Source organism: Comamonas sp. A23 (genome assembly GCF_004522605.1).
Classification (GTDB): Bacteria; Pseudomonadota; Gammaproteobacteria; order Burkholderiales; family Burkholderiaceae_C; genus Comamonas; species Comamonas thiooxydans.
Map to the genome: position 1 here is coordinate 147,972 of NZ_RSDT01000012.1, position 25,580 is coordinate 173,551.

Sequence of the window (25,580 nt, forward strand, 5' to 3'; positions counted from 1 at the left end):
GTGTGTCCGGCAATGAAACCGTATGTGAACCATAGGCCCAGAGGCCTGCGATTCAGGGGCAGCCTGCGTGCTTCAGACCGTGATGTTCCCGGTACTGGCCTGGCGTCAGGCCCAGGTGTTTGCGAAACACATGGCCCATATGCGACTGGTGGTTGAAGCCGCAGTCCAGTGCAATTTGCGGAAGGGGCTGATCAGAGCCTTGAATCATGGTGCGGGCCGCCTGCAGCCGGGTCTCCATGATCCAGGCATGCGGAGTCATGCCCGTGAGCCGTGTGAACTCACGCAGAAAGCGCAAGGGGCTGGTGCCCACCATGGCGGACAGATCGGCAATGCTCAGCGACCGCTCGAACTCGGCGGCAATGCGGTCCAGCACGCGCGCATAGCCGGCGCCGGGGCGTGCGTCGGCCCCGCAGGCGCTGCCCTCCTGGCAGGCCATGAAGTGCAGCGCAGCCTGCTCGATGGCCAGAGCGTCCGGACAGGGGCTGAGCAGCAGCAGGCGCAGATGCAGTGCCATCTGCAAGGCCGAGCGCTGGCCATGTTGCGAGATGCGCTGCGATGGCCCGGGAGCGTCAGCCTCATGGGCGGCATAGCGCAGCACCAGATATTCGCCGCCGGTGGCCGACTCGGAAAATACTTCGACGCCTGGCGGCGTATAGCTCAGGGTGCCGGGCCAGGTATCGAAGTCCTCGCGCCTGTCGGAGGCAATGGCGTGCACGCCTTGCTGTCTTTGCAGCGCAATGCCCAGCGCATGCATGCGCACCGGGTCGCGGCTGCTGTAGGGCGCGCGGCCTAGCAAATGGATCTGCACCGCTGGCGCATCGGTTGCAGAAGGCTGAATCAGGTGGGTCTTCATGGCTTGCTGAAATTTCATGATAGACGATGGCGGTCGGCCGGCCTCACACTGCTGCTCATGAATCAAGACCTGCAAACAAGCACCGGGCCGCATCGCGTCATAGGCCTGATCGGCGGCATGAGCTGGGAATCCAGCGCCGAGTATTACCGCCTGATCAACCAGGGTGTCAGGGAGCGTCTGGGCGCGTTGCGCTCGGCCAGGCTGCTGATGTACAGCGTGGACTTCGGCCCTGTCGAGCAGGCCCAGCATGAAGGCCGCTGGGACGATGCGGCAGCGTTGCTGGCCGATGCCGCCCGGCGTCTGCAAGCCGGTGGCGCCGACTGTGTGCTGCTTTGCACCAACACCATGCACAAGGTGGCGGATCGGGTGGCAGCAGCCGTGTCGATCCCGTTTTTGCACATAGCCGACCCGGTCGGTGCGGCCGCGCGCGCAGCCGGTGTGCAGGTGCTGGGGCTGCTGGGTACGCGCTTCACCATGGAGCAGCCGTTCATGCGCGAGAGGCTGGAGCAGCAGTTCGGCCTGAAGGTGCTGGTGCCAGGCGAAGCCGAGCGCGCGCAGGTGCATCGCATCATCTATGAGGAGCTTTGCGCGGGGCAGATCAGCGATGTGTCGCGCAAGCTCTATCAGCGTGCCATCGAGTCATTGGCGGCCCGTGGCGCGCAGGCCGTGGTGCTGGGATGCACGGAAATCGGCTTGCTCATCAAGAGCGAAGACAGCGTGTTGCCGGTGCTGGACACCACGGCCTTGCATGCTGCAGCGGCCGTGGATTTTGCGCTACGGGCCTGAGTCGCCGGATATCAGCGCGCCGAGCCCGGCTGGAGGATTTCCGGAATGGCGCAATGCGTGCTGGCCTCGTTCATGGCGATGTCATGCTCGTGTTTGGCCACCTCCACCGACATGGCCTGCGGCAGCGGCACGGCGTTTTTCACGGCCAGAATCTCGGCCATTACGCTCACCGCGATCTCTGCCGGAGTCTTGCTGCCGATATAGAGGCCGATGGGGCCGCGCAGTCTGGCCAGCGAGGCTTCGGTCTCGCCGAAGTGCTCCATCATGCGCTCGCGCCTTGCGTGGTTGTTGCGGCGCGAGCCGATGGCGCCCACATAGAAGGCCGAGCTGTGCAGGGCTTCGAGCAGGGCCAGGTCGTCGAGCTTGGGGTCATGGGTGAGGGCGACGATGCAGCTGCGCGCATCGGGCTTGAAGGCTGTGACCGCATCGTCCGGCATGTCGGTGACGGTGTTGACCTGGGCCACCGACCAACTGCCCATATATTCCTCGCGCGGGTCGCAGACGGTGACCGTGAAACCGTTGAACAAGGCCATGGTGGCCAGGTATTCGGCCAGGGCCCCTGCACCGATCAGCAGCATGCGGTAGCCGGGGCCGAGGTGGTTGACGAGTTGCTGGCCGTCAAACTCCAGCGCGTCGGGGTGCTCGGCCGTCTGCAGGCGGACTTCGCCGCTGCTGCAGTCGACACTGCGTTTCACCAGTGATCCTGCTTCAAGCTCGGCCACCAGTTGCTGCAGGCTGGCCGCATCGGGGTTGAATTCCAGCAGCAGCTCCAGCGTGCCGCCGCAGGGCAGGCCGAAGCGGTGGGCCTCGTCGGCGCTCACGCCGTAACGCACCAACTGCGGCGGGCCGTCGGGAATTCCCAGGTTCTGGTTCAGGGCCTTGGTGTGGCGAGCTATCAAATCGTCTTCGATGCAGCCGCCCGATACCGAGCCAATGGCGCGACCGTCCTCGCGCAAGGCCATCATGGAGCCCACGGGGCGCGGGGACGAGCCCCAGGTGCGCACCACGGTGGCCAGCAAGGCGTGCTGGCCGGCCGAGCGCCAGTCACGCAATGCCTTGAGTACCAAGACGTCGATATTGTCCATTGCTTGCTTTCTCTGTTTCTCTCGCTCGCTGCAATTTTGAAGCATCAGGCGGGCACCGGGTAGCGGCGCTACCCGTAAATGATCACGCGCAAAAAGGCCTTCCGAGGCCTGAAGGACAGGGAAGGCCGGCTTGTGCAGAGCTGTGCAGCGCTTTGGCAGCGCCTGCTGTCAATGCGCCTGGGTCTGCTTGCGCAACTGGCCTACCTTGGCAGCCAGGTCCTTCCACTCGTCCACGCCGTACTGGGCACGCATGGTGTTGAGCAGGGTGGCGATCTGTGCATCGCTGAGCGCATGACGGAAGGCCGGCATGGTGCCCAGGTCGGCATGGGCCGGATGTTGCACGCCTTCGAGCACGGCCATGATGGCGTTGTCGGGCGATGCGGAGTGCAGGCTGGTGCTCAGGGCCAACTGGGGACGCACGCCGAAGCTGCTGCCCGAAGGGTCTGCCTTGTGGCAGGCCATGCAGGCGCCCTGGTACAGGCGATAGCCTTCGGCATCGAGTGCCAGCTTGGGCTTGGCGGTCTTCTCCTCGATGAGTGCCTTGGCATCGCCGGGGGCGGCGTCGGCCTTGCGGTAGCTCATCAGATAGGTGGCAATGGCGTCGAGGTCGGCATCGCTTTGCTGCGACAGGCCGTGGGCCACGGGAGCCATGGGGCCGGCTGCCACACTGTGACGGGCCGAGAAGCCGGTCTTCATATAGTCGACCAGATCCTGCTTGGTCCAGGGCAGGGGCGAGGCCGTCTTGTCCGTCAGAGCGGGGGCATCCCAGCCTTCGGCGCTGCCGCCGCTCAGGTGGAATTCACCCGTTTTCTCGGCGGCCAGGCCGTTGCGCGGTGTGTGGCAGGCGCTGCAGTGACCCAGGCCTTCGACCAGATAGGCACCGCGATTCCACTCGGGAGCCTGCTTTTCATCGTCCTTGACGACGCCGGGCTTGAGGTAGAGCCAGTTCCAGGCCGCAATGCCGCGGCGCACGTTGTAGGGGAAGTTCAGCGCGGTCTTGGGCGCCTCGTTCTCCACGGCAGGCTCGCTCATCAGAAAGGCGTACAAGGCCTTCATGTCCTCATCCGTCACGCGGCTGAAGGCCGTGTAGGGGAAGGCGGGGTAGAGGTACTGGCCTTCGCGGTCCACGCCGTGGCGCATGGCGCGCTCGAAGGCTTCATAGCTCCAGCTACCGATGCCGGTCTGCAGATCGGGCGTGATGTTGCTGGTGTAGATGGTGCCGAAGGGGCTGGGCATGGCCAGACCGCCCGCATTGGTCTTGCCGTTGGCTGCCGTGTGGCAGACGGCGCAGTCGCCCATGGCGGCCAGCAGCTTGCCCTTGGCAATCTGCTGGGGCGTGAAGTCGGCCGCGGGAATGGCTGACTGGGGCGCAATCTCGCCCTGATGGGTGAGAGCCAGGCCGGCGGCAGCCAGCACGACCACTACAGCCGCACCGCCCGCCAGAATCTTTTGGAACGTTCGCATATCTATGTTCTTTATCGGTGGAGTCACTTGGACGAGGCGGCGCTGCTCTTGGCTGCCTTGAGCGTGGCCAGCACGCGGCTGGGCGTGAACGGCACTTCCAGCAGGCGCACGCCGGTGGCGTCGAAGATGGCGTTGGCCACGGCGGCGGCGCTGGGCACGGAAGCCGATTCACCGGCACCCATGGGCGCTTCGTTGGGGCGCTCGACCAGCAGCGAATCGATCTCGGGCAGCTCGTCAAAGCGCAGGATGGGGTAGCCGCCCCATTCCACGGAGGTGACGCCGCTCTTGTCGAAGGTGACGAACTCCTTGAGCACGCGACTGGTGGACTGCACCACGTTGCCGTGCACCTGATGACGCACGCCTGCGGGGTTGACCATGGCGCCGGTGTCCTGGGCGACAAAGACCTTGTCGACCTTGACTTCGCCGGTTTCGCGGTCCACGGTCACGTCGACCACCCAGGTCGCCCAGGCCGCTCCATAGCCGGGGAACTTGCTGTGGAAGTAGCGGGCATAGGCAAAGCCGCGACCCTTGACCAGACGCTGATCGTCAGCTGCCGCATTGCGTCGCGCCGGGCCTTCCTGCCAGTTGCACTGCTTCTTGGCCTCGGCAATCAGTGCCACGGCACGCGGATCCTTGAGATAGCGCAGACGGTACTCGATGGGGTCGGCCTTGGCCAGGTAGGCGCATTCGTCGATCCAGGACTCATGGGCGAACACATTGGGCAAGGCGGAGACGCCGCGCATCCACGAGGCGCGCACGATGGGCACGGCGTCCTGGGAGATCACGCGCATCTTGGGATACTCGTACTGCGGGATGGCCGTGCGGTCGCCCATTTGCTGGGCCTCTATCTTGGCGGACACCTTGCCCGTCAGAATCAATGCCAGCGCCGAGGCGTTGTTCGAGGGGTAGCAGGTGCGCAGCTCGTAGGCGGCGACATTGTTCTGCTCGTCCAGGCCGCCGCGCACGCGAATCAGCTGGCCCGTGCCCTTGGGCTCCCAGCCGGCTTCCTGCTCGCGCATCAGCTGCACGCGCACGGGCTTGCCCACGGCGGCAGACATCAGCACGGCGTCCGAGCAGACGTCGTCCGCACAGTTGCGGCCGTAGCAGCCGGAGGCTTCGAGGCGGGTGACGTTGATGTTGTCGGCATTCACGTCCATGAGCTTAGCGATGTCCTTGCACACGTCGTGAGGGTTTTGCGAGCCGGTCCAGACCTGGATCTGGCCGTTGCCCACTTCGGCAATCGCACAGGACGGGCCGATGGAGCCGTGAGCGTGATAGGGCCAGACATAGTCGCGGGTCAGCGCAGTCTTGACCTGCTCGATGGCCTGCAGCGCGCCTTCGTCTTCCTGCAGCACGCGGTCGGTCTTGGCGTGGTCCACCAGGGTCTGGTGCAGGCCGCTCAGCGACATATCGGGCAGGCCGTTCCATTCCTTCCAGGTGACCTTGAGCTGGCGCATGGCAGCGATGGCCTGCTCTTCACGCTCGGCCACCACACCCACGAAGTCGCCCTTGACCACGACCTTGACGATGCCGGGCAGATGGGCAATGGACTTCTCGTCCACCGACACCAGGCTGGAGCCCAGGGGCGCCGTGGCATCGGCGCCGGTGTAGGGAGGACGGATCACGCGGCCGTGCAGCATGCCGGGCACGCGCAGGTCGTGGATATAGGTCAGCGCGCCCAGCACCTTGTTGGGGATGTCCACGCGCTGCACCGATTTGCCGATGTATTCGAAGCCGGACTTGCGCAGCTCGATCTTGTCGTCGACCTCGATCTGCAGATCCTGGCCCTGAACCAGCTCGCCATAGCCGTAGCGCTTGCCGCCGGCGATGACAAAGCCTTTCTGGGTGGTGATGCGGTCAGCGGGAACACCGGATTTTTCGCTGGCCAGCTTGATCAGCAGCTGGCGCACCTGCGCTGCGGCATGGCGCATGGGCAGGGACGACACCTGGATGGTGTTGCTGGCAATGGTGGGGCCCAGATCCGGGGTGCGGGCGGTGTGGCCCAGTACCATGGTCACGGCGGCAAAGTCCACATACAGCTCGTCGGCCACCAACTGGCCCAGAGCCGTGCGCACGCCCGTGCCCAGGTCCACGTGGCCGTTGTAGGCCGTGACGGAGCCGTCGGCGCCAATCGCGATGAAGCTGTCCACCAGCTTGGCCGAGGGAATAGGGAAAGCGCCCTTGGCGGCAGCTTCGGGGGCGGTCTGGGCCATCAGCAGATGGCCGCCTGCAACGGAGCCGACCATCAGCATGCCGCCGGCCTTGAGCAACTGGCGACGGGTGAGCTGGGCGTGATTGTCTTTGGTGAAGAATTTCATGATCAGGCAGCCTTTGCGGTTGTGGATGCGCCGGCGGCGGGGAGGGCAGGGCTGTGGCCCTTGGCAATCAGCTCGCGGGCGCGCGCGGCGGCCTGCATGATTTCCACATGGGTGCCGCAGCGGCACAGATGGCCGGACAGTGCGTGCCTGATTTCTTCGTCGCTGGCCTTGGGCTGCTGGTTGAACAGGGCGACCAGCGCCATGATCATTCCGTTGGTGCAGTAGCCGCACTGCGCAGCCTGTGCATCGACAAAGGCTTGCTGCACCACATGCAGGGTGTAGGTGCGTGGGGTGGCAGGCGCCTTTGTCTCGGCGGCGCTGACATCCAGCACGGCGCGGTCCTGCAGGGCCTGCGCGCTGGCGGCCTTGCTGGCGTCAGGCGACAGGCCTTCCAGCGTGGTGACTTTCTTGCCGTCGACGGCCTTCAGGGGCACGGAGCAGGAGCGCGCCACCTTGCCGTCGATCAGCACGGCGCAGGCACCGCATTCGCCCAGGCCGCAGCCGAACTTGGGGCCGTTGAGCTGCATGTCATTGCGCAGCACATACAAAAGAGGTGTGTCGGCAGTGGCGCTTTGCGCGTCCACTTCCTGGCCGTTCAGAGTGAATTTCATGACGTAGGTTTCAAGAGTCAGTCTTATATATGTGTAGTCAATTATATGACTAGACAAAAATAAAGGTGCCTGGCTTGATATAAAGCAGATTCGATTGCTCTGGTGTGCGCTAGCGAGGGGGTAAGCAGACCGGTGCCGAGCGGCGGCTTCAGCGTTCGGAGCTGCGGCCCCGGGGCCAGGCAGGGCGCGCGTGGTTCCGCATGCGGCCCCGAGCGCACGAGAAGCCGTCCGGGCCGCAGCCGTGGCGAGAGCCGGACTGCCAGGCTGTTTGGCAAGGCATGACCCTGCGCTCCTGATATGGGGATTGAAGCGCTGGGGAAATGCGGCTTCAATGCACAGACGCCGAAAGCCGCCGGTGCATCGACGCATTGGCGCATCGGCGCACCGGCGCACCGGCGCACCGGTGCCTCGATAGAGAGGGGTCCGCGGTCTGCGGGTTTGCAGACATTCATCAGTCCCTGTTCAGGAGAGCCAAGATGGTCAGCAAAAACACGATTTGTCTCTGGTACGAAGGCGAGGCCCTGGAAGCCGCCAGGTTCTACGCCCAGACTTTTCCCGATAGCGCCGTGGGCGCGGTCCACCACGCACCGGGCGACTACCCCTCCGGCAAGCAGGGCGATGTTCTGACGGTCGAATTTACGGTCATGGGCATTCCCTGCCTGGGCCTGAACGGCGGCCCTGTCTTCAAGCACAACGAGGCGTTTTCGTTTCAGGTTGCGACGGACGATCAGGAGGAAACGGATCGCCTGTGGAACGCCATCGTCGGCAACGGCGGCCAGGAAAGCCAGTGCGGCTGGTGCAAGGACCGCTGGGGGCTGTCCTGGCAGATCACGCCGCGTGTGCTGACCACGGCCATTGCCGACCCGGATCGCGCGGCGGCCAGACGGGCTTTTGAAGCCATGATGGAGATGAGGAAGATCGATATCGCCGCCATCGAGGCTGCCTGGCGCGGCTAGGCGGGCGGCTGCGATAGGAGCAGCGACAGGCTGGCAGGCTGCATTCATCGTCGCTGCACAGCTGCGACGGTCCGGGTCGGAGCAAGGGCGCATCGGAGTGCCCGCGTGCTCTGGCGCACTTTGCCAAGCTTTGAGCGTCCTGGGGCAAACGCTTTGCAGACAGCTCTCCTACAGTGAAATTGCTTTCAATTTCGACGATTCGGTGCCTGCCGGCCGGTGTTGCCCATGCCTTTTGAATGCCTGGCGGCATTGCACAGGGCGGGCAAGCCGCGGCCATGGCTGTCCGTCGAAGCCCGCATTCACTTGGAGACATGTCATGAACTTCCTCGACGGCCACCTGTTCCCCGAAAACCAGCAACCCCTGATCATTACTGCGGCGCCCTATGCTCCGGGCTGGCTGCCTTCGGATTTTCCCGAAGACATTCCCGTCAGCATGGAGGCGCAGATCCAGAAAGCCGTGGACTGCTATAACGCGGGCGCCACGGTGCTGCACCTGCATGTGCGCGAGCTGGACGGCAAGGGCAGCAAGCGCCTGTCCAAGTTCAACGAGCTGATCTCCGGCGTGCGCAAGGCCGTGCCCGAGATGATCATCCAGGTTGGCGGCTCCATCAGCTTTGCACCCGAGGATGAAGGTCAGGCGGCCAAATGGCTCTCCGACGACACCCGCCACATGCTGGCCGATCTGGACCCGGTGCCCGATCAGGTGACCGTGACGGTGAACACCTCGCAGATGAACGTGACCGATCAGGCCGAAGACGCGGACTTTGCCGGTACCTCGCGCGCCAATCCCACGCTGTTCAATGCCTACAAGGAAATGACCGTGCCCGCCCAGCCGGGCTGGGTGGAGGAGCATGTGCGTCGCCTGACCAAGGCCGGCATCCAGAGCGCTTTCCAGTGCTACAACCTGAACAGCTTCGAGTCGGTGGAGCGCCTGATGCGCCGTGGCTTCTACATGGGCCCGCTGGTCATGAACTGGGTGGCGATCGCTGGCGGCATGGACACCCCCAGCCTGTACAGCCTGGCCAACTTTGTGCGCGCCGTGCCCGATGGCGCCGTGCTGACCGTGGAAAGCAATGTGCGCAACGTGCTGCCCGTGAACATGTGGGGCATTGCCGCCGGTCTGCATGTGCGCTGCGGCACCGAAGACTGCCTGTGGAACCAGACGCGTACCGAGAAGGCCAGCACCGTCTCGCAGATCGAGCAACTGGTGCGCATCTCGCGCGAATTCGGTCGTCCTGTCGCCACCGCCAAGGAGGCGCGCGAGATCAGCAAGATCGGCGTGTTCTACGACAGCGTGGAGGAAAGCCTGGCCGCCAACGGCTTTGCGCCCAACCGGCCCGGCGCCAACCAGGGTTTCCTCAGGAAGACCTCCTGATCTCCCGGGACAGGCTTGCAGGCAAGGCGATCACGGCCTCGCCTGCAAGCGGTCTCTGCTGAACCGACATGCGCAAAAACGGCCTCCGCGATGGAGGCCTTTTTCATGCGCGGATGATTTCGGGCAGACATGGAAAAATGGCTCTGGCAAGGCTGGGGCCGGGCCTGAGACAGGCCTGGTGAAGGCGTCTGGGCCGGCGGCTGCGGATGGATGGATGGTCTTGAGCATGCCTCTGGCCAGCTCACAGCTGTCAAGGCGCGGGAGGAGCGGGAGGTCCGTGATGCGCACGCTGCAGTGCTCGTCACCGACTCGCCGCGCAGAGATGCTGCAGGCGCGGTTGACGAGGATCACCATTGTGGTATTCAGGCTCGTCAGGCTCGCGCGTGCCATGGCTCACAGCAATGGCTGGTTGTACCTGGCAGTGCTGTCGCCCTCCCGGGCCTGCGCTCTGTCATCGGCCTCAGGGCGCGATTGGCGCAAGGCGGGGCCTGGTCAGGCGCACATTCATGCAGGAGGTGATGACAGAAAAAATAATAGCTGCCTGCGCTTGATTTAAAAGCGTTTCAGGCAGCTATGACTTTATCTTCAATGGCAGTCAAGCGATACAAGCTATTGCTTTTGCGCAGCGCCGGTGTGATGCGCCGTGTTCCGGCGCCGGCATGCGGCGCAGGTGGCGCTCGCTCAAAAAGGCTTGTCGCCGATGATGGCAGCGCGCTCCATCTTGCGCGCGGCGGGCCAGTAATCCTGCACGGCGTAATGCTGGGTGCAGCGGTTATCCCACATGGCGACGCTGCCGGGCTTCCAGCGAAAGCGCACCTGGTACTCGGGGATGGCCGCCTGGCTGATCAGATAGTTCAGCAGCATGCTGGCACCGGGCGTCTTGTCCTGACCATAGCGCACGTTCTCGGGCGTGTGGTAGTTGGCAAAGTGGGTGGTGAAGCTGCAGACGTAGAGAATCTTCTCGCCGGTTTCGGGGTGGGTGCGCACCACGGGATGTTCGACCGGAGGATGCTGGCGACCCAGCTCCAGACGCTTTTCTTCGGGCATGACGGCGCCGAAGCCGTGCTCGATGCTGGACTTGGCCTTGAGACCGTCAATTTTTTTCTTGATGTCCTCGGGCAGATTGCGGTAGGCCTCGGCCATATTGACCCAGATGGTGTCGCCACCGACGGCAGGGCCTTCGATGCAGCGCAGCACGCAGCCCATCGTCGGGTTCTCGCGCCACTGACCGTCGGTGTGATAGGTGTTCTCGTAGTTTTCGCGCTTTTCGCTGCGGTAGATCTGCACCAGACCGGGGTGGTCGGGGTCGCTGCCGGCCACGGGGTGATCCTCCAGATCGCCGAAATGGCGGGCAAAACCCACATGCTCGGCACGCGTGATGTCCTGATCGCGGAAGAACAGCACTTTGTGCTGCAGCAGCAGGGCGCGAATTTCCTCGGCCAGGCCCTTGTCGCGGGACGCATCGCCGAGGTGGATGTCGGAAACCTCAGCGCCGATGCTGCAGGTCAGTTGTTCGACTTTCATGGTCTTCTCCTAAGTACCCGGCAAGGCCTTGATGCAGGGCGCCGCCGTCTGATGGAAAAATTCTCGGCGCAGCAACAGTCCTGGGGCTTGACCGATCGCGTCAGCTTGTTGCCCTCTTGGGTGGGTGCAAGGAAAACCCTAGGGCCGGGCCTGGGGTGTCTTGAAGTGGACGCATCTGCGCGCCGAACCGTCATATCTGTCGCGATCTACTGGTATCCATTGATTGACTGCTTGTTGTGATATTGATAAACATCAACACCCGAAACGCAGGTTGCCCTTAAGGCCTGTGTCCATCCATGAAATCCGGGCCTGTTGCGCAGTACCCGGGTCAACCGTTTTCCTGGTCACGATGAAGCCCCGTATCCGAAGTGTGAGCCTGTGCAAATACGCCAAGGTGGCGAATGAGCTCGGCATTGACCCGCTGCGCATGTTCCGCCAGGTGGGGCTGGACCACAGCTGCCTGAATTCTCCCGATCTCATGGTTCCCGAAGCTGCGTTTGCGCAGTTGCTCGAGGCTTCTTCCGCCCAGGCCGGGCATGCCTCGCTGGGCCTGCTCATGGGCTCGCATTGGCGTCTGTCCGACTTCGGGCCGATCAGCCTGCTGCTGCAGCACCAGGCCAGCCTCTCCAGCATGCTCAAGACCTTCAAGGACTATGACCACATGATCAGCACCACCGTGGGCACGGAGGTGGTGACCCAGGGGCGCTATTCCATCATCCAGCTGAACCTGGATACCGAGCGCGAGAACCCGGGGCGCCACCCGGTCGAGCTGGGCATCACGGCGCTGATGAGTCTGTGCCGATATCAGCTGGGCAGGGGCTGGAGCCCGGCCAGCATCCACTTCTCGCACAGCTCGCCAGGCAGCACCATGAGCCATCGCCGCGTGCTGGGCAGCGAGATTGTGTTTGGCTCGGACTTCGATGGCATCGTGGTGAGCAACGAGGATCTGGAGGCCATCGATGCCGACCACGACAGCCTCATGGAGAGCCACGCCCGCAGCCTGATGGAGAGCCATGCACCGCGGCCCATGGCCCGGTCGCTGGAGCAGCAGGTGCGCAGCACCTTGCAGTCGCTGCTGCCTCACGGTCGCCACAGCATTGCCCATGTGGCAGGGGCGCTCGGCTACACGGCGCGCTCGCTGCAGCGGCACCTCGAAACCCAGAACACCAGCTTTCAGGAAACGCTGGACGCCGTGCGCAGCCAGGCCGCGCTGCGTGCGCTGCAGAATCCGCAGCTGTCGGTGAGCGAAGCGGCCGCTCAGGCCGGCTTTGCCGAGAACAGCTCGTTCACGCGCTGGTTCAGCAAGCATTTTCAGCAAAGCCCCAGCAGCTGGCGTCAGCAGAATCTGAATCGCAGCCTGTCCTGAGGCCTCTGCCCGCATGAGAACGCCAGCCTGCTCGCTGGCGTTTTGCGTTGCGGCTCAGGGCTGGGGCATCGCGGCCAGCCGGGTTGCCTCGGGCTGGGCCTTGGCCAGCAGAAAATCGATGCAGGTGCGCACGGCCTTGGTCTGATGCCGGTTGGGCAGGTAGAGCAGATACATATGGGTGCCGAAAATGCTGAGCCGGTACTCGTCCAGCGTGCTCAGCACCTCGCCCGTGGCCAGCTTGTCCTGCACCACATAGTCGGGCACCAGGCCCACACCCAGACCGGCCAGGATGCCGTCGCGCAGAAAAGGGAAATGCTCGGAGATCATGGTGGGCTCCAGCATCACTTCGTGGCGCTCGGAGCCCAGATAGGCGGCCAGGCGCAATTGCCGCCCCGTGACTCCGGCGGTGATCAGCGGGCTGGCGCGCAGGGCATGCAGGGTTCTGGGCAGGCCGTGGGTCTGCGCATATTCGCGTGAGGCGCAGGCCAGGTAGCGCACCGTGCCCAGGCTGCGCGCCACCAGGGACAGGGGCGGCTCCTGGATCACGCGCACGATGATGTCCACATCGTCGCGCAGATTGTCGGCCCGGTTCTCGAACAGCACATCAAGCACGATGCCCGGGTACAGGCGCTTGAACTCGATCAGCCATTCGCTCATCACGATCTGGCCGTAGCCGCTGGGCACGCTGATGCCCACGCGACCCTGCAGGCTCTGGCCCAGCGCCGTGATGGCCTCGCGTGCGGCCAGCATTTCGTTGTGGATGTTGCGCCCGTGCTCATAGAGGCGCATGCCGATCTCCGTGGGCTCCACGCGGCGCGTGGTGCGCTTGACCAGTTGCACGCCCGCAGACTTCTCCAGCTGGGTCAGGTGATAGCTCACATTGGCGCGCGTCATCTTGAGCTTGCGCGCCGCCTGGCTGAGATTGCCGCTATCAATGATTTCGACCAGCAGGGTCAGTGATTGGGAGTCCATGGCGTATTTGTCTAATTTTCTTTGACAGTCTGTCAATGATTCATGGGATTGTTAGAAAACATTGTCGTCGTAAAAATAAAGCCCATTCCATAAAGAGATTCAGGAGACTCGCATGACCGCCGAAGCCAGCACTTCTGTCGTTGAACTCAAGCAGGACGGTGACGTCCTGCTCGTCAGCGTCAACAATCCGCCCGTCAATGCGCTGGGCGCTGCCGTGCGCCAGGGTCTGATGGCGGCCATGGAGCTGGCCGATGCCAGCGCCACGGTCAAGGCCGTGGTTATCGTGGGTCAGGGCAAGGCTTTCATCGCCGGTGCCGATATTCGCGAATTCGGCAAGCCCCCGGTCCAGCCTTTCCTGCCCGATGTCTGCAACCGTATCGAGGCCTGCAGCAAGCCCGTGGTGGCCGTGATTCATGGCGCGGCACTGGGTGGCGGCCTGGAGATTGCCATGTCGGCGCATTACCGCCTGGCGCTGCCTGGTGCAAAGCTGGGTCTGCCCGAAGTCTCCCTGGGTCTGGTGCCCGGCGCCGGCGGCACCCAGCGTGCGCCGCGCCTGATGGGCGTCAAGGCCGCAACCGAGCTGATGCTCAGCGGCCAGCAGATCGGCGCCAAAGCCGGACTGGCAGCCGGTCTGGTGGACAAGCTGGACGATGGCGCGGACCCCGTGGCCGCGGGCCTGGCCTATGCACGTGAACTGCTGGCGCAGGGCGCGCCGCTGCGTCCTGTCAGCGCCACGCCGGGACGCCTGGCCGACAAGGCTGCCGCCCAGGCGGAACTCGATGCGCTGCGTGCGGACACGGCCAAGAAGTCGCGCGGCCTGTTCTCGCCGCTGAAGATCATCGATTGCGTTCAGGCTGCGCTGGACCTGCCTTTTGCCGAAGGCCTGAAGTTCGAGCGTGCCCAGTTTCTGGCCTGCATCGACAGCCCGCAGCGCGCCGGCCTGATCCACGCCTTCTTTGCCGAGCGCGAGACGGCCAAGATTCCCGAAGCCCGCGCTGCCCAGCCGCGCGCCTTCAGCAAGATTGCCATCATCGGCGGCGGCACCATGGGCGCGGGCATCACCGTCTCGGCGCTGGATGCCGGGCTGGTCGTGACCATGATCGAGCGCGATGCCGAATCCATCGCACGCGGCCAGGCCAATGTGGAGAAGGTCTACAACGGCCTGATCGCCAAGGGCCGCATGAGCGAGGAGGCCAAGGCCGCTATTCTTGCGCGCTATACGCCCTCGACCCGCTATGACGACATTGCCGATGTGGACCTGGTGATCGAGGCGGTCTTTGAAGACCTGGAAGTCAAGAAGGCGGTGTTCAAGGAGCTGGACCGCGTCTGCAAGAGCGGCGCCGTGCTGGCCACCAACACCTCGTATCTGGACATCGATGCGATTGCCGCCGTCACCAGCCGCCCGCAGGATGTGATCGGTCTGCACTTCTTCAGCCCGGCCAACATCATGAAGCTGCTGGAGATCGTCGTGCCCGCCAAGGTGGCGCCCGATGTGGTGACCACGGCCTTCGAGCTGGCCAAGAAGATGAAGAAGGTGCCGGTGCGTGCCGGCGTCTGCGACGGCTTTATCGGCAACCGCATTCTGGCCACTTACAAGCAGGCCGCCGACTACCTTATGGAGGACGGTGCCAGCCCCTACGAGATCGACGAGGCCGTGCGCGGCTTCGGCTTTGCCATGGGGCCCTTCCAGGTCACCGACCTGGCCGGCGGCGATATCGGCTGGGCCACGCGCAAGCGCCGCGCTGCCACGCGCGACCCCAAGGCCCGTTATGTGGAGATTGCCGACCGCATCTGTGAAAACGGCTGGTTCGGCCAGAAGACGGGACGCGGCTTCTACCTCTATCCGCAAGGCGCGCGCATCGGTCAGCCCGACCCCGAAGTGCTGGCGATTGTGGATGCCGAGCGCGCCAAGAAGGGCGTGACAGCGCGCCCGTTCACGGCCGAGGAAATCATGCGCCGCTACATGGCCGCCATGGTCAACGAAGGTGCCAAGGTGGTGGGCGAGGGCATTGCGCTGCGCCCGCTGGATGTGGACGTGACCTTTATCTCCGGCTACGGCTTTCCGCGCCACCGCGGCGGCCCCATGAAATGGGCCGATATGCAGGGCCTGGCCAAGGTGCTGGCCGATATCGAAGCCTTTGCCAAGGAAGACGCGCTGTTCTGGAAGCCTGCGCCGCTGCTGCAGAAGCTGGTGGCCGAGGGGCGCAACTTCGACAGTTTGAATAAGTAACACCCCCTGAGGCGCTCCGCGCCTTCCCCCTCCCTCGCTTCGCGGGAGGGGGACACTGCCCTCGCTGCGGGGAGGCGGGGCCGCCTAGGCCCTTGCTCGACAGTCCGGCTAAGGGGCGTGTCAGTTTTTGAGCGATTAATCAAAAAAGTAGCTGCTAGCGCATGATTTGCATTGATTTCAGTATGAAAAGCATCTGAAGGCAATGAATGACAAGCGCAGACAGCTATCAGAAATAGTTTTCAACATTCACAGAGACAAGCACCATGCGTGAAGCCGTTATCGTTTCCACCGCCCGCACACCGCTGACCAAGTCGCATCGTGGCGAGTTCAACATCACTCCTGCCGCCCAGCTGGCTGCTTTCTCCGTCAAGGCGGCGGTGGAGCGCTCGGGTGTCGATCCCGAAATGATCGAGGACCTGATTCTGGGCTGCGGCAACCCCGACGGTTTCCAGGGCCGCAATCTGGGTCGCCAGACCGTGTTGCGCGCCGGGCTGCCGCTGTCGATCGCCGGCACCACCATCACGCGTTTTTGCGCTTCGGGTCTGCAATCCATCGCCATCGCGGCGGGTCGCGTCGTGGCCGAGGGCGTGGACGTGATGCTGGCCGGCGGTATCGAAACCATCTCCGGCATCCGGGCCGGCAACAATCTGCCCACCGACATGGACCCCTGGCTGGTGGAGCACAAGCCCGAGCTCTATATGGCCATGATCGACACCGCCGATGTGGTGGCCAAGCGCTATGGCATCACGCGTGAAGACCAGGATGCGTTCTCGCTGCAAAGCCAGCAGCGCACGGCTGCGGCCCAGGCCGCCGATCTGTTCAAGGACGAGATCATTGCCTGCTCCACACGCATGATGGAGAAGAACAAGGAAACCGGCGAAGTCACCTACCGCGACGTGGTGGCCACGCAGGACAACTGCAACCGCGCCAGCACCACGCTGGAGGGACTGGCCAAGCTGGAGCCTGTGAAGGGCCCTGGCAACTTCATCACGGCCGGCAATGCCTCGCAGCTGTCCGACGGCTCCAGCGCCTGCGTGGTGATGGAAGCCAGGCTGGCAGAGCGCCTGGGCCTCAAGCCCCTGGGCGCTTTCCGCGGCTTCGCCGTGGCCGGCTGCGAGCCTGACGAGATGGGCATCGGCCCGGTGTTTGCCGTGCCCAAGCTGCTCAAGCGCCACGGCCTTACGGTGGATGACATCGACCTCTGGGAGCTGAACGAAGCCTTTGCCTCGCAGGCCCTGTATTGCCAGCGTCAGCTGGGCATTCCCAACGAGCGCCTCAACGTCAACGGCGGCGCGATTGCCATCGGCCACCCCTTCGGCATGACGGGTGCACGCCTGACCGGCCACATCCTGCTTGAAGGCCAGCGCCGCAAGGCCCGCAACCCCAAGGTCAAGTACGGCGTGGTGACCATGTGCATCGCCGGCGGCATGGGTGCTGCTGGCCTCTTCGAGATCTTTTGATCCCCCTGAGCCGCTGCGCGTCTTCCCCCAAGGGGGGACGGCTGCATTGCTGCGGGGCGGCCCTTGCTTGCAGCCTCTGGCGCAAGAGCATGCCAGTTTGAAGATTAAAGGCGCCAGAAGCAGCGCCATGGATTACCAGGAAATAGCAATGGATTTGCAATTCACCCCCCAGGAAGAGGCGTTTCGCGCCGAGGTGCAGAGTTTTCTCAAGGAAAAGCTGCCCAAGCATATTTCGGCCAAGGTCAAGGCCGGACAGCGCCTGAGCAAGGCTGATCAGGATGAATGGCATGCCATTCTCAACGAGCGCGGCTGGTATGCGAATCACTGGCCCCAGGAGCATGGTGGTCCGGGCTGGGGGGCGGTCGAGAAGTTCATCTTCGACACCGAGTGCGCCCTGGCGGGCGGCCCGCGCATCGTGCCCTTCGGCGTGAACATGCTGGGGCCGGTGCTGATCAAGTACGGCAACGATCAGCAAAAGAAGTACTGGCTGCCGCGCATTCTGAGCGGGCAGGACTGGTGGTGCCAGGGCTATTCCGAGCCCGGCGCGGGCTCCGATCTGGCCTCGGTGAAGACCACGGCCGTGCGCGATGGAGACTTCTACATCGTCAACGGCCAGAAGACCTGGACCACCCAGGGCCAGCACGCCAATATGATCTTCTGCCTGGTGCGCACCAACCGTGAAGCCAAGGCCCAGGCCGGCATCAGCTTTTTGCTGGTGGACATGAACAGCCCCGGCGTGGAGCTACGCCCCATCCGTACGCTGGACGGCGACAAGGAAGTCAACGAAGTCTTCTTCACCGATGTGAAGGTGCCGGCCGAGAACCTGGTGGGCGAGGAAAACCGGGGCTGGACCTATGCCAAGTATCTGCTGACCTACGAGCGCACCGGCATTGCGGGCGTGGGCTTTTGCATCTCGGCCCTGGCCAAGCTCAAGGTCATCGCCGCCAAGGTGCACAAGAACGGCCAGCCTTTGAGCCAGGACCCGCTGTTCGCGGCCCGCATGGCCCGTGTCGAGATCGACCTTGAGAACATGAAGACCACCAATCTGCGCGTGATCGCGGCCGTTGCCGGTGGCGGCGTGCCCGGTGCGGAGAGCTCCATGCTGAAGATCCGCGGCACCGAGATCCGCCAGGAGATCCTGTCGCTGATCCGCCGCGCCATGGGCGTGTATGCCGTGCCCTATATCGACGAGGCCCAGTACGAAGGCTATGACCAGGCGCCCCTGGGCGGCATCGACGAAGCCGCCACGGCCTCGGCCAACTACTTCAACTACCGCAAGCTGTCGATCTTCGGTGGCTCCAACGAAATCCAGAAGAACATCATCTCCAAGATGATTCTGGGCTTGTGAAATCCCCCCTGAGTCGCTGCGCCTGGGCGGCCCCGCACCTTCCCCTAGCCGGGCGCCCCCAAGGGGGACGACACCCTTGCTGCGAGGCGGCTCTTGCTCGGTGTCTCCCTCGAAAGCGGTGATGCCGAGCGATCTGGATAGATGACCTGTTGGGTAGAGAGAATTTGTCATGAACTTCACACACACCGAAGACCGCCGCATGCTGGCGGACAGCCTGAACCGCTTTGTTTCTGAGCAGTACGGTATCGAACAGCGCAACCATTTGGCCTATGGTGCAGAAGGTCACAGCCCCGCGCTGTATGCGCAATTTGCCGAGCTGGGTGCGATCGGCGCGCTGTTCCCGGAAGAAGAGGGCGGCTTTGGCGGCTCGGGCTTTGACATCAGCGTGGTGTTCGAGTCGCTGGGCCGTGGCCTGGTGGCCGAGCCGCTGCTGGGTGCGCTGGTCGTGGGCCAGGCCCTGATTGCGGCCGGCAGCGATGCGCAAAAACGCCAGCTGGAGGACATCATCGCCGGCAGCGCGATCGCCGCTCTGGCGCACGACGAACCAGGCAGCCACTACGAGCTCAACAAGGTCACGGCCACGGCGGCCAGGACCGCCACGGGCTGGGTGCTCAACGGCGCTAAAAGCGTGGTCGCCTTTGGCGAGAAAGCTGATCTGCTGCTGGTGTCCGCGCGCACCGCAGGCGGCATGTTCGATACTGCCGGCATCAGCCTGTTTCTGGTCGACGGCAATGCCGCCGGCATTGCCAAGCGTGGCTATAGCCGCATGGAAGGCGGCCGCGCCGCCGAGCTGACTTTCGAGAATGTGCAACTGGCCGAGGATGCGCTGCTGGGTGCCGAGGGCCAGGGCCATGGCGTGCTCGAGCATGTTCAGGGCTTTGCCTTGCTGGCGCTGGCTGCCGAGGCGCTGGGCGCCATGGATGTGGCCAAGCAGAACACGCTGGAGTATCTGCAGACGCGCAAGCAGTTCGGCGTGGCCATCGGCAGCTTCCAGGCGCTGCAGCACCGCATGGCCGATCTGCTGCTGGAGGTGGAGCAGGTGCGCTCCACGGTCATCAATGCGGCCGATGCCATCGACAACGCCCAGGGCACCGAGCGCGAGAAGATGCTGTCTGCCGCCAAGTACACCGTGGGCTCGGTGGGGACCCTGGTGGCCGAGGAAAGCATACAGATGCATGGCGGCATCGGCATGACCTGGGAGCTGCCGCTGGCGCATTACGCCAAGCGACTGATCATGATCGACCACCAGTTTGGCGACGAGGACCATCACCTGGCGCGTTTCATGGCCTTGGGCTGAAATGAGCTCCCCCCTGAGTCGCTTCGCGCCTTCCCCCTCTCTCTCTACGCGCTGCGCGCTAGGGGAGGGGGACGACAGCCTCGCTGCGGCGCGGCCGGCGGGCTGTCCCTGGCGGAGTGGGTCGGCTACAGGCGGTAAGTGCTGCCTAAAACTGGAGAACGAAGATGAGTGAAGTCCTGCTGACCCGCCGCGAAGCTGCCGTACTGGTGCTGAGCAATAACAACCCGGCCGCGCGCAATGCGCTGTCGCCCGCGTTCTACGCGGCCGTCACGACCGCGCTGGCGGAGGCTGCGGCTGACGCCAGTGTGGGCGCGGTCGTGCTCACGGGCGAGGGCGGGCATTTCTGCGCCGGTGGCGATCTGCGCCAATTGGCCAGGCGCCGCGAACTGCCCGTGGAGCAGCGCCGTGAAAAGCTTGAAGGCCTGCACGACCTGATTCGCGCCGTGCGCGACTGTCCCAAGCCTGTCATCGCTGCCGTCGAAGGCGCGGCGGCCGGCGCGGGCCTGTCGCTGGCACTGGCCTGCGATATGCTGGTGGCCGCCCGCGACAGCCTGTTCTCCGTGGCCTATGTGAAAGTGGGTCTGACGCCCGACGGCGGCGCCACAGCCTTTCTGGCCGAGTTCGTCTCGCGGCAGGTCTTGACCGAGCTGTGCCTGACCGGCGAGCGCATCAGCGGCGAACGCATGCACGCTTTGGGCCCGGTCAATCGCCTGGCCGAGCCCGGCCAGGCTCTGGCCGATGCCGTTGCGCTGGCCGCCCAGATCGCGACCGGCCCGGACCAGGCCACGGCCTTGATCAAGGACCTGTGCCGCCAGGCACCGCGCAACACGCTGGAGCAGCAGCTGGAGCTGGAGGCACAGCACATGGTGCGCTCCCAGGGCAGCGAAGAGTCCCGTGAAGGCATTGCCGCCTTTCTCGAAAAGCGCAGTGCCGACTTCAGCAAATTGCGTGCTTGAGCGCTCAACAAACCAAGATTTTCCAAGGAGACAAGGCAGATGGCCGACAGCAATACCGAACAGAACCAGGACGTCGACTTCCCGCTGGAGGGAGTGAAGGTACTCGATCTGTCCCGCGTCTTCGCCGGGCCGCTGTGCGGCATGGTACTGGCCGACTTCGGCGCCGAGGTGGTCAAGGTCGAGCACCCGGGCCGCGGCGACGACACGCGCGACTGGGGCATTCGCATCGGCAAGACCGAGACCACCTACTACAACAGCATGAACCGCAACAAGCGGTCCATCACGCTGGATCTGCAAACGCCCGAGGGCGTGAAGATCCTCCATGAACTGCTGCCTCAGTTCGACGTGCTCATCCACAACTTCAAGACCGGCGGCGCCGAGAAGCTGGGTCTAGGCTACGAGCAGCTCAAGGCCATCAAGCCCGACCTGATCTATTGCGCAGTGGCTGGCTATGACAGCAGCGGCCCCGAGGCCAAGCGCCCCGGCTACGATCTGGTGATCCAGGGCGAGGCGGGCCTGATGGCGCTCAACGGCGAGGCAGGCATGCCGCCGCTCAAATTCGGCGTGGCCGTGGTGGATCTGGTAACCGGCATGTATGCTGCCCAGGCCGTGCTGGCCGCCTTGTTCCGCCGTGAGCGCACGGGCAAGGGCCGGCTCATAGAGATGGCGCTGTACGACAGCGGCATCACGGTCACCGGCTACTACGGCCTGGATGCCCTGCAACTGGGGCACGACCCCGAGCGCTACGGCAATGCCCACCCCTCCATCGTGCCTTACGGCATGTACGAGGCCGCCGACGGCCCGCTGATCATTGCCGTGGGCAACAACAGTCAGTTCGACAAATTCTGCCGTCAAGTCATCATGCGCCCCGACATCGTCGAGGACCAGCGCTTCTCCACCAACGTCAACCGGGCCCGGAACCGGCTGGAGTTGCTGCCCATGCTCAAGGCACTGATTGGCAGCTTCCCGCGCGATCTGCTGCTGGAGCGCCTGACGGCTGCAGGCATTCCCTGCGGCCGTGTGGCCGGCCTGCACGAGGCCCTGACCAGCGAGCGCACGCGCCGCAGCGGGCTGCTGCGCGACATGCCCCATCCCGTGGTCGGCACCACGCCCGTGTTCGCGCCGCCCTACCGCCTGGACGGGCAGCGTCTGCCCATCCGCCATGCACCGCCCACGCTGGGTGAGGGCACGCGAGAAGTGCTGCAGCGCCTGCTGACGCTCGATGATGCGCAACTGCAGGACCTGCAAGCCAAGGGCGTTCTCACGCTGCCCCAGGAGCCTTCATGAAGCACCCCCTGAGCCGCTGTGCGGCTTCCCCCGTGTGCACGGCGCCCTCTCTCGCTTCGCGGGAGGGAGCGTACGGGCAGCCGGCGACACCTTCGCAGCGGGGCGGTGCGGCCGGCATAGGCCCTTGCTCGGTGTCGCTGCGTTGGGCTGTGTCAGGCTCACAGGCAGCGGACATCTCATAGAGCCAAAAATAACTGAAAAGCAAGTTTAAAGGCCGCATAAGACGGCAAACAAAGACAGCGACTTCATAGGAGACAAACCATGAGCATCCCAGTCACACGCCGCGATCTTCTGCAAGGGCTGGCCGCCATCGGCGGCGGAAGCCTGCTGGCCACGGCCGCCGGCAGCGCCCTCGCGCAGGCAGGCAAGCCGGCCTGGCCCGCAAAGCCCATCCGCGTGGTCGTGCCCTTCAACGCGGGCGGCGCCACCGACATCATCGCGCGCACCATCGGCGAGGTCCTGGCCAAGCGCGTGGGCCAGCCCGTGGTCATCGACAACCGCGGCGGCGCGGCCGGCATCCTCGGCACCGAGGCCGTGGCCAAGGCCGCGCCCGATGGCCACACGCTGATGGTCTCGCTCAGCACCTCCATGCTGATCAACCAGTTCCTCTACACCAAGCTGCCCTACAACCCGCAAAAAGACATCGCGCTGATCAGCCAGATCGCCGCAGCGCCCGTCACGCTGGTCGTCCATCCTTCGGTGCCGGCCAACAATATGAAGGAGCTGCTGGCCTATGTGAAGGCGCACAAGGGCAAGCTCTCGTACGGGTCCTGGGGCGTGGGCTCGTATGCCCATCTGGCCGGTGCCTATATGAGCAAGACCATGGATGCCGACATGAACCACGCCGCCTACAAGGGCGAGGCACCCATGATCCAGGAGCTGATCGGCGGCCAGTTGCAGCTGTGCTTTTCCAGCGCGCTCAACACCAAGCCTTTCATCGATTCCGGCCGTCTCAAGGCCATCGGCGTGACCGGCAAGGAGCGCATGGACATCCTACCCAAGCTGCCCACCATTTACGAGCAGGGCGTGCATGACGACGCCTACTCCATCTTCGGCTGGGTGGCCATGGGCGCACCCGCAGGCACGCCCAAGGAGGTCGTGGACCAGCTCTACGGCCACCTGCGCGAAATCATCAAGGACACCAAGGTGCTGGAGCGCATCGCGGGCGCCGGCTTCATACCCATGATGAACAGCCCCCAGGCTTTCCGCGACAACTACCAGCGCGATATGCCGATCTGGAAAGCGCTGGTCGAGCAGGCTGGCGCCAAGCTTGATTAAACCCCCTGAGTCGCTTTGCGCCTTCCCCCTCTCTCGCTTCGCGGGAGGGGGACAACACCCTCGGTGCGGGGCGGCCCTTCCTCGGTGTCCCTGGGGTTGGGCCGTGCCGGTTTCATGGGCAGTGGGTGGCGCGCAGCGCCATGGATCACTGAATGACTGATTTTTACGGCCTGCGGCAGTGGGCCACCACCGACGACTGCTGAGACAGCTTTGACAGGAGACTTCATGCACAAGCGCAATCCCGCACTTAAGGCCTGCACCAGCCGGCGCAGCGTTCTGGCCCTGGCCGCAGCGCCGTTGCTGGCCGGCCTGGCCGGCGGCGCACTGGCCGAGACCGACTGGCCAGCCAAGATGCTGCGCCTGGTCGTGCCTTTTCCGGCCGGTGGCCCTACCGATACGGCATCGCGCATCGTGGGCCAGAAGCTGGGCGAGCGCCTCAAGCAGACCGTGGTCGTGGAAAACCGCCCCGGCGCCTCGGGCTCCATCGCGGCCGTGCAGGTCGCCAAGAGTCCGGCCGACGGCTACACGCTGATGATGCTGGCTACGCCCACGCTGCTGGCACCCCATCTGTACAAGAAGGCCGGCTACGACACGGTCAAGGATTTCGCGCCCGTAGCCACGGTCTATGACCTGCCCATCGTCATCGTGGTCAATCCCACGCTTTTGCCCGATGTCACCGATCTCAAGAGCCTGATCGCCCACGCCAAGGCTCAGAAATCAGCGCTCAACTACACCAGCTCGGGCGCCGGAAGCTTCGGCCATCTGAGCATGGAACTGCTCAAGCAGATGGCCGGCTTCGACATGCAGCATGTGCCCTACAAGGGCGGCGTGCCCGCCATCACCGACACCATCGGCGGCCAGGTGCCCATCATGTATGCCGACCTCGTGGCCGCGCTGCCTCATATTCAGGCAGGCAAGCTGCGAGCCATCGCCGTGGGCTCGCCCCAGCGCGTGAGCATGCTGCCCGACATCAAGACCATTGCCGAGCAAGGCATCAAGGGCTATGACGCCGTTTCCTGGGGCGGTCTGCTCGCGCCCAAGGGCACGCCCAAGGCGGTGGTCGAGCGCATCGCCTCCGAAGTCCAGCAGATACTGGCCGACAAGGATGTCCAGAGCAAGCTGCTCCACGCGGGCGCCATCGCCACTTTCCAGAATCCCGCCCAGCTGGGCCAGCGCATCCAGCAGGACTACACGCGCTGGGGCCAGCTGATCCGCGACAAGGGCATTGCAGTGGAGTGACAAGGACATGAAGACACGCATCACCGAACTCTTTGGCATCGAGCACCCCATCATCCAGGGAGGCATGCACCATGTGGGCCTGGCCGAGCTGGCCGCCGCCGTCTCCAACGCGGGCGGCCTGGGCATCATCACGGGCCTGACCCAGCGCACGCCCGAGTTGCTGGCGCGCGAGATTGCGCGCTGCCGCGAAATGACGGACAAGCCCTTTGGCGTGAACCTGACCTTTCTGCCCTCGGTCAACCCGCCCGACTACCCGGGCTATGTCAAGGCCATCATCGAAGGCGGCGTCAAGGTGGTCGAGACGGCCGGCAACAACCCGCAGAAATGGCTGCCCGCGCTCAAGGAGGCTGGCATCAAGGTCATCCACAAGTGCACCTCGGTGCGCCATGCGCTCAAGGCCGAGGCCATCGGCTGCGATGCCATCAGCGTGGACGGCTTCGAATGCGGCGGCCATCCGGGCGAGGACGACATCCCCAACTTCATCCTGCTGCCGCGCGCCGCCGAAGAACTGAAGATTCCCTTTGTCGCTTCGGGCGGCATGGCCGACGGCCGCTCCCTGGTGGCCGCGCTGGCGCTGGGCGCCGAAGGCATCAACATGGGCACGCGCTTCATCGCCACGCAGGAGGCACCCGTGCACGACAAGGTCAAGCAGGCCATCGTCGCGGCCAGCGAGCTCGACACCCGTCTGGTCATGCGCCCGCTGCGCAACACCGAGCGCGTGCTGACCAACTCCGCCACCGAGCGCCTGCTGCAAAAAGAGCGCGAGCTGGGCGCGGCCATCACCTTTGCCGACATTGCGCCCGAAGTGGCTGGCGTCTATCCGCGCATCATGCACGACGGCGACATGGACGCAGGCGTCTGGTCCTGCGGCATGGTCGCGGGCCTGATCCACGATGTGCCGGCGGTTGCGCAACTGATCACCGGCATCATGGACCAGGCCCATGCACTGATCAACGAGCGGCTCGCGGGCCTGGCCCGCTAAGCCTTTCACTCTTCAAAACCAGGAAAGAGCTTTCTCATGAAAATCCTTGTACCCGTCAAGCGTGTCGTGGACTACAACGTCAAGGTCCGCGTGAAGTCGGACGGCACGGGTGTGGACATCGCCAACGTCAAGATGAGCATGAACCCCTTTGACGAAATCGCCGTCGAAGAAGCCGTGCGCCTGAAGGAAAAAG

20 protein-coding genes and 1 pseudogene are annotated in these 25,580 nt (G+C 64.4%); 14 read left to right on the forward strand and 7 right to left on the reverse strand.

Going from position 1 to position 25,580, the window contains the following annotated elements; all coding sequences use genetic code 11:
• Window positions 1–52 precede the first annotated feature (52 nt).
• Window positions 53–853 (reverse strand): AraC family transcriptional regulator, encoded by an 801-nt coding sequence (locus EIC84_RS22305; protein ID WP_003062655.1) that lies wholly within the window; start codon window positions 851–853, stop codon window positions 53–55.
• A 57-nt stretch (window positions 854–910) separates the two neighbouring features.
• Here EIC84_RS22305 and EIC84_RS22310 point away from each other — a divergent pair, with 57 nt between their 5' ends.
• Window positions 911–1,639: an aspartate/glutamate racemase family protein gene (locus EIC84_RS22310; protein WP_034361486.1), complete on the forward strand. Its 729-nt coding sequence runs from the start codon at window positions 911–913 to the stop codon at window positions 1,637–1,639.
• An 11-nt stretch (window positions 1,640–1,650) separates the two neighbouring features.
• Here EIC84_RS22310 and EIC84_RS22315 read toward each other — a convergent pair whose 3' ends face one another.
• The 4 genes from EIC84_RS22315 to EIC84_RS22330 all read right to left on the reverse strand — a co-directional run bounded on the left by EIC84_RS22315 (window position 1,651) and on the right by EIC84_RS22330 (window position 7,117).
• Entirely contained in the window at window positions 1,651–2,724 is a 1,074-nt protein-coding gene (locus EIC84_RS22315; protein ID WP_003062649.1) for an XdhC family protein, read from the reverse strand.
• 168 nt (window positions 2,725–2,892) lie between these two features.
• Window positions 2,893–4,188, reverse strand: coding sequence for a cytochrome c (locus tag EIC84_RS22320; protein WP_003062646.1), 1,296 nt, complete (start codon window positions 4,186–4,188; stop codon window positions 2,893–2,895).
• Between the two features lie 23 nt (window positions 4,189–4,211).
• Window positions 4,212–6,506, reverse strand: coding sequence for a xanthine dehydrogenase family protein molybdopterin-binding subunit (locus tag EIC84_RS22325; protein WP_003062643.1), 2,295 nt, complete (start codon window positions 6,504–6,506; stop codon window positions 4,212–4,214).
• Between the two features lie 2 nt (window positions 6,507–6,508).
• Window positions 6,509–7,117 (reverse strand): (2Fe-2S)-binding protein, encoded by a 609-nt coding sequence (locus tag EIC84_RS22330; protein ID WP_003062639.1) that lies wholly within the window; start codon window positions 7,115–7,117, stop codon window positions 6,509–6,511.
• 476 nt (window positions 7,118–7,593) lie between these two features.
• On the opposite strand from EIC84_RS22330, the gene EIC84_RS22335 reads away from it, so the two are divergent.
• Window positions 7,594–8,073: a VOC family protein gene (locus tag EIC84_RS22335; RefSeq protein WP_003062636.1), complete on the forward strand. Its 480-nt coding sequence runs from the start codon at window positions 7,594–7,596 to the stop codon at window positions 8,071–8,073.
• Window positions 8,074–8,389: 316 nt separating this feature from the next.
• Window positions 8,390–9,448, forward strand: a complete 1,059-nt coding sequence (locus tag EIC84_RS22340; protein ID WP_003062633.1) for a 3-keto-5-aminohexanoate cleavage protein — start codon at window positions 8,390–8,392, stop codon at window positions 9,446–9,448.
• A gap of 681 nt (window positions 9,449–10,129) precedes the next feature.
• Here the strand turns inward: EIC84_RS22340 and EIC84_RS22345 are convergent.
• A complete protein-coding gene (locus EIC84_RS22345) occupies window positions 10,130–10,972 on the reverse strand; it encodes a TauD/TfdA family dioxygenase (RefSeq protein ID WP_003062631.1) in 843 nt (280 codons plus the stop codon).
• Window positions 10,973–11,321: 349 nt separating this feature from the next.
• Here EIC84_RS22345 and EIC84_RS22350 point away from each other — a divergent pair, with 349 nt between their 5' ends.
• On the forward strand, window positions 11,322–12,338 hold the full coding sequence (locus EIC84_RS22350) for an AraC family transcriptional regulator (RefSeq protein ID WP_034361482.1): 1,017 nt from the start codon (window positions 11,322–11,324) through the stop codon (window positions 12,336–12,338).
• 54 nt (window positions 12,339–12,392) lie between these two features.
• Here EIC84_RS22350 and EIC84_RS22355 read toward each other — a convergent pair whose 3' ends face one another.
• Window positions 12,393–13,310: a LysR family transcriptional regulator gene (locus EIC84_RS22355; protein ID WP_003062627.1), complete on the reverse strand. Its 918-nt coding sequence runs from the start codon at window positions 13,308–13,310 to the stop codon at window positions 12,393–12,395.
• A gap of 112 nt (window positions 13,311–13,422) precedes the next feature.
• On the opposite strand from EIC84_RS22355, the gene EIC84_RS22360 reads away from it, so the two are divergent.
• The 10 genes and pseudogenes from EIC84_RS22360 to EIC84_RS22410 form a co-directional block, all read left to right on the forward strand.
• Complete coding sequence (locus EIC84_RS22360; RefSeq protein ID WP_003062625.1) at window positions 13,423–15,540, forward strand: 3-hydroxyacyl-CoA dehydrogenase NAD-binding domain-containing protein; 2,118 nt, start codon at window positions 13,423–13,425, stop codon at window positions 15,538–15,540.
• A 263-nt stretch (window positions 15,541–15,803) separates the two neighbouring features.
• Window positions 15,804–17,000 (forward strand): acetyl-CoA C-acyltransferase, encoded by a 1,197-nt coding sequence (locus EIC84_RS22370; RefSeq protein ID WP_003062624.1) that lies wholly within the window; start codon window positions 15,804–15,806, stop codon window positions 16,998–17,000.
• A 148-nt stretch (window positions 17,001–17,148) separates the two neighbouring features.
• A complete protein-coding gene (locus EIC84_RS22375) occupies window positions 17,149–18,348 on the forward strand; it encodes an acyl-CoA dehydrogenase family protein (protein WP_003062622.1) in 1,200 nt (399 codons plus the stop codon).
• Window positions 18,349–18,517: 169 nt separating this feature from the next.
• Window positions 18,518–19,645 carry an acyl-CoA dehydrogenase family protein gene (locus EIC84_RS22380; protein ID WP_003062621.1) on the forward strand — a complete coding sequence of 376 codons (1,128 nt, stop codon included), beginning with the start codon at window positions 18,518–18,520 and terminating at the stop codon, window positions 19,643–19,645.
• A 164-nt stretch (window positions 19,646–19,809) separates the two neighbouring features.
• Window positions 19,810–20,601, forward strand: a complete 792-nt coding sequence (locus tag EIC84_RS22385; RefSeq protein ID WP_003062619.1) for an oxepin-CoA hydrolase, alternative type — start codon at window positions 19,810–19,812, stop codon at window positions 20,599–20,601.
• Between the two features lie 39 nt (window positions 20,602–20,640).
• Complete coding sequence (locus EIC84_RS22390) at window positions 20,641–21,888, forward strand: CaiB/BaiF CoA-transferase family protein (RefSeq protein ID WP_003062617.1); 1,248 nt, start codon at window positions 20,641–20,643, stop codon at window positions 21,886–21,888.
• A 261-nt stretch (window positions 21,889–22,149) separates the two neighbouring features.
• A complete protein-coding gene (locus EIC84_RS22395) occupies window positions 22,150–23,166 on the forward strand; it encodes a tripartite tricarboxylate transporter substrate binding protein (protein WP_003062615.1) in 1,017 nt (338 codons plus the stop codon).
• Between the two features lie 225 nt (window positions 23,167–23,391).
• Complete coding sequence (locus EIC84_RS22400; RefSeq protein ID WP_003062613.1) at window positions 23,392–24,405, forward strand: tripartite tricarboxylate transporter substrate binding protein; 1,014 nt, start codon at window positions 23,392–23,394, stop codon at window positions 24,403–24,405.
• Window positions 24,406–24,412: 7 nt separating this feature from the next.
• A complete protein-coding gene (locus tag EIC84_RS22405) occupies window positions 24,413–25,387 on the forward strand; it encodes a nitronate monooxygenase family protein (RefSeq protein ID WP_003062611.1) in 975 nt (324 codons plus the stop codon).
• A gap of 36 nt (window positions 25,388–25,423) precedes the next feature.
• A pseudogene (locus EIC84_RS22410) lies at window positions 25,424–25,580 on the forward strand (electron transfer flavoprotein subunit beta/FixA family protein); the annotation flags it as partial.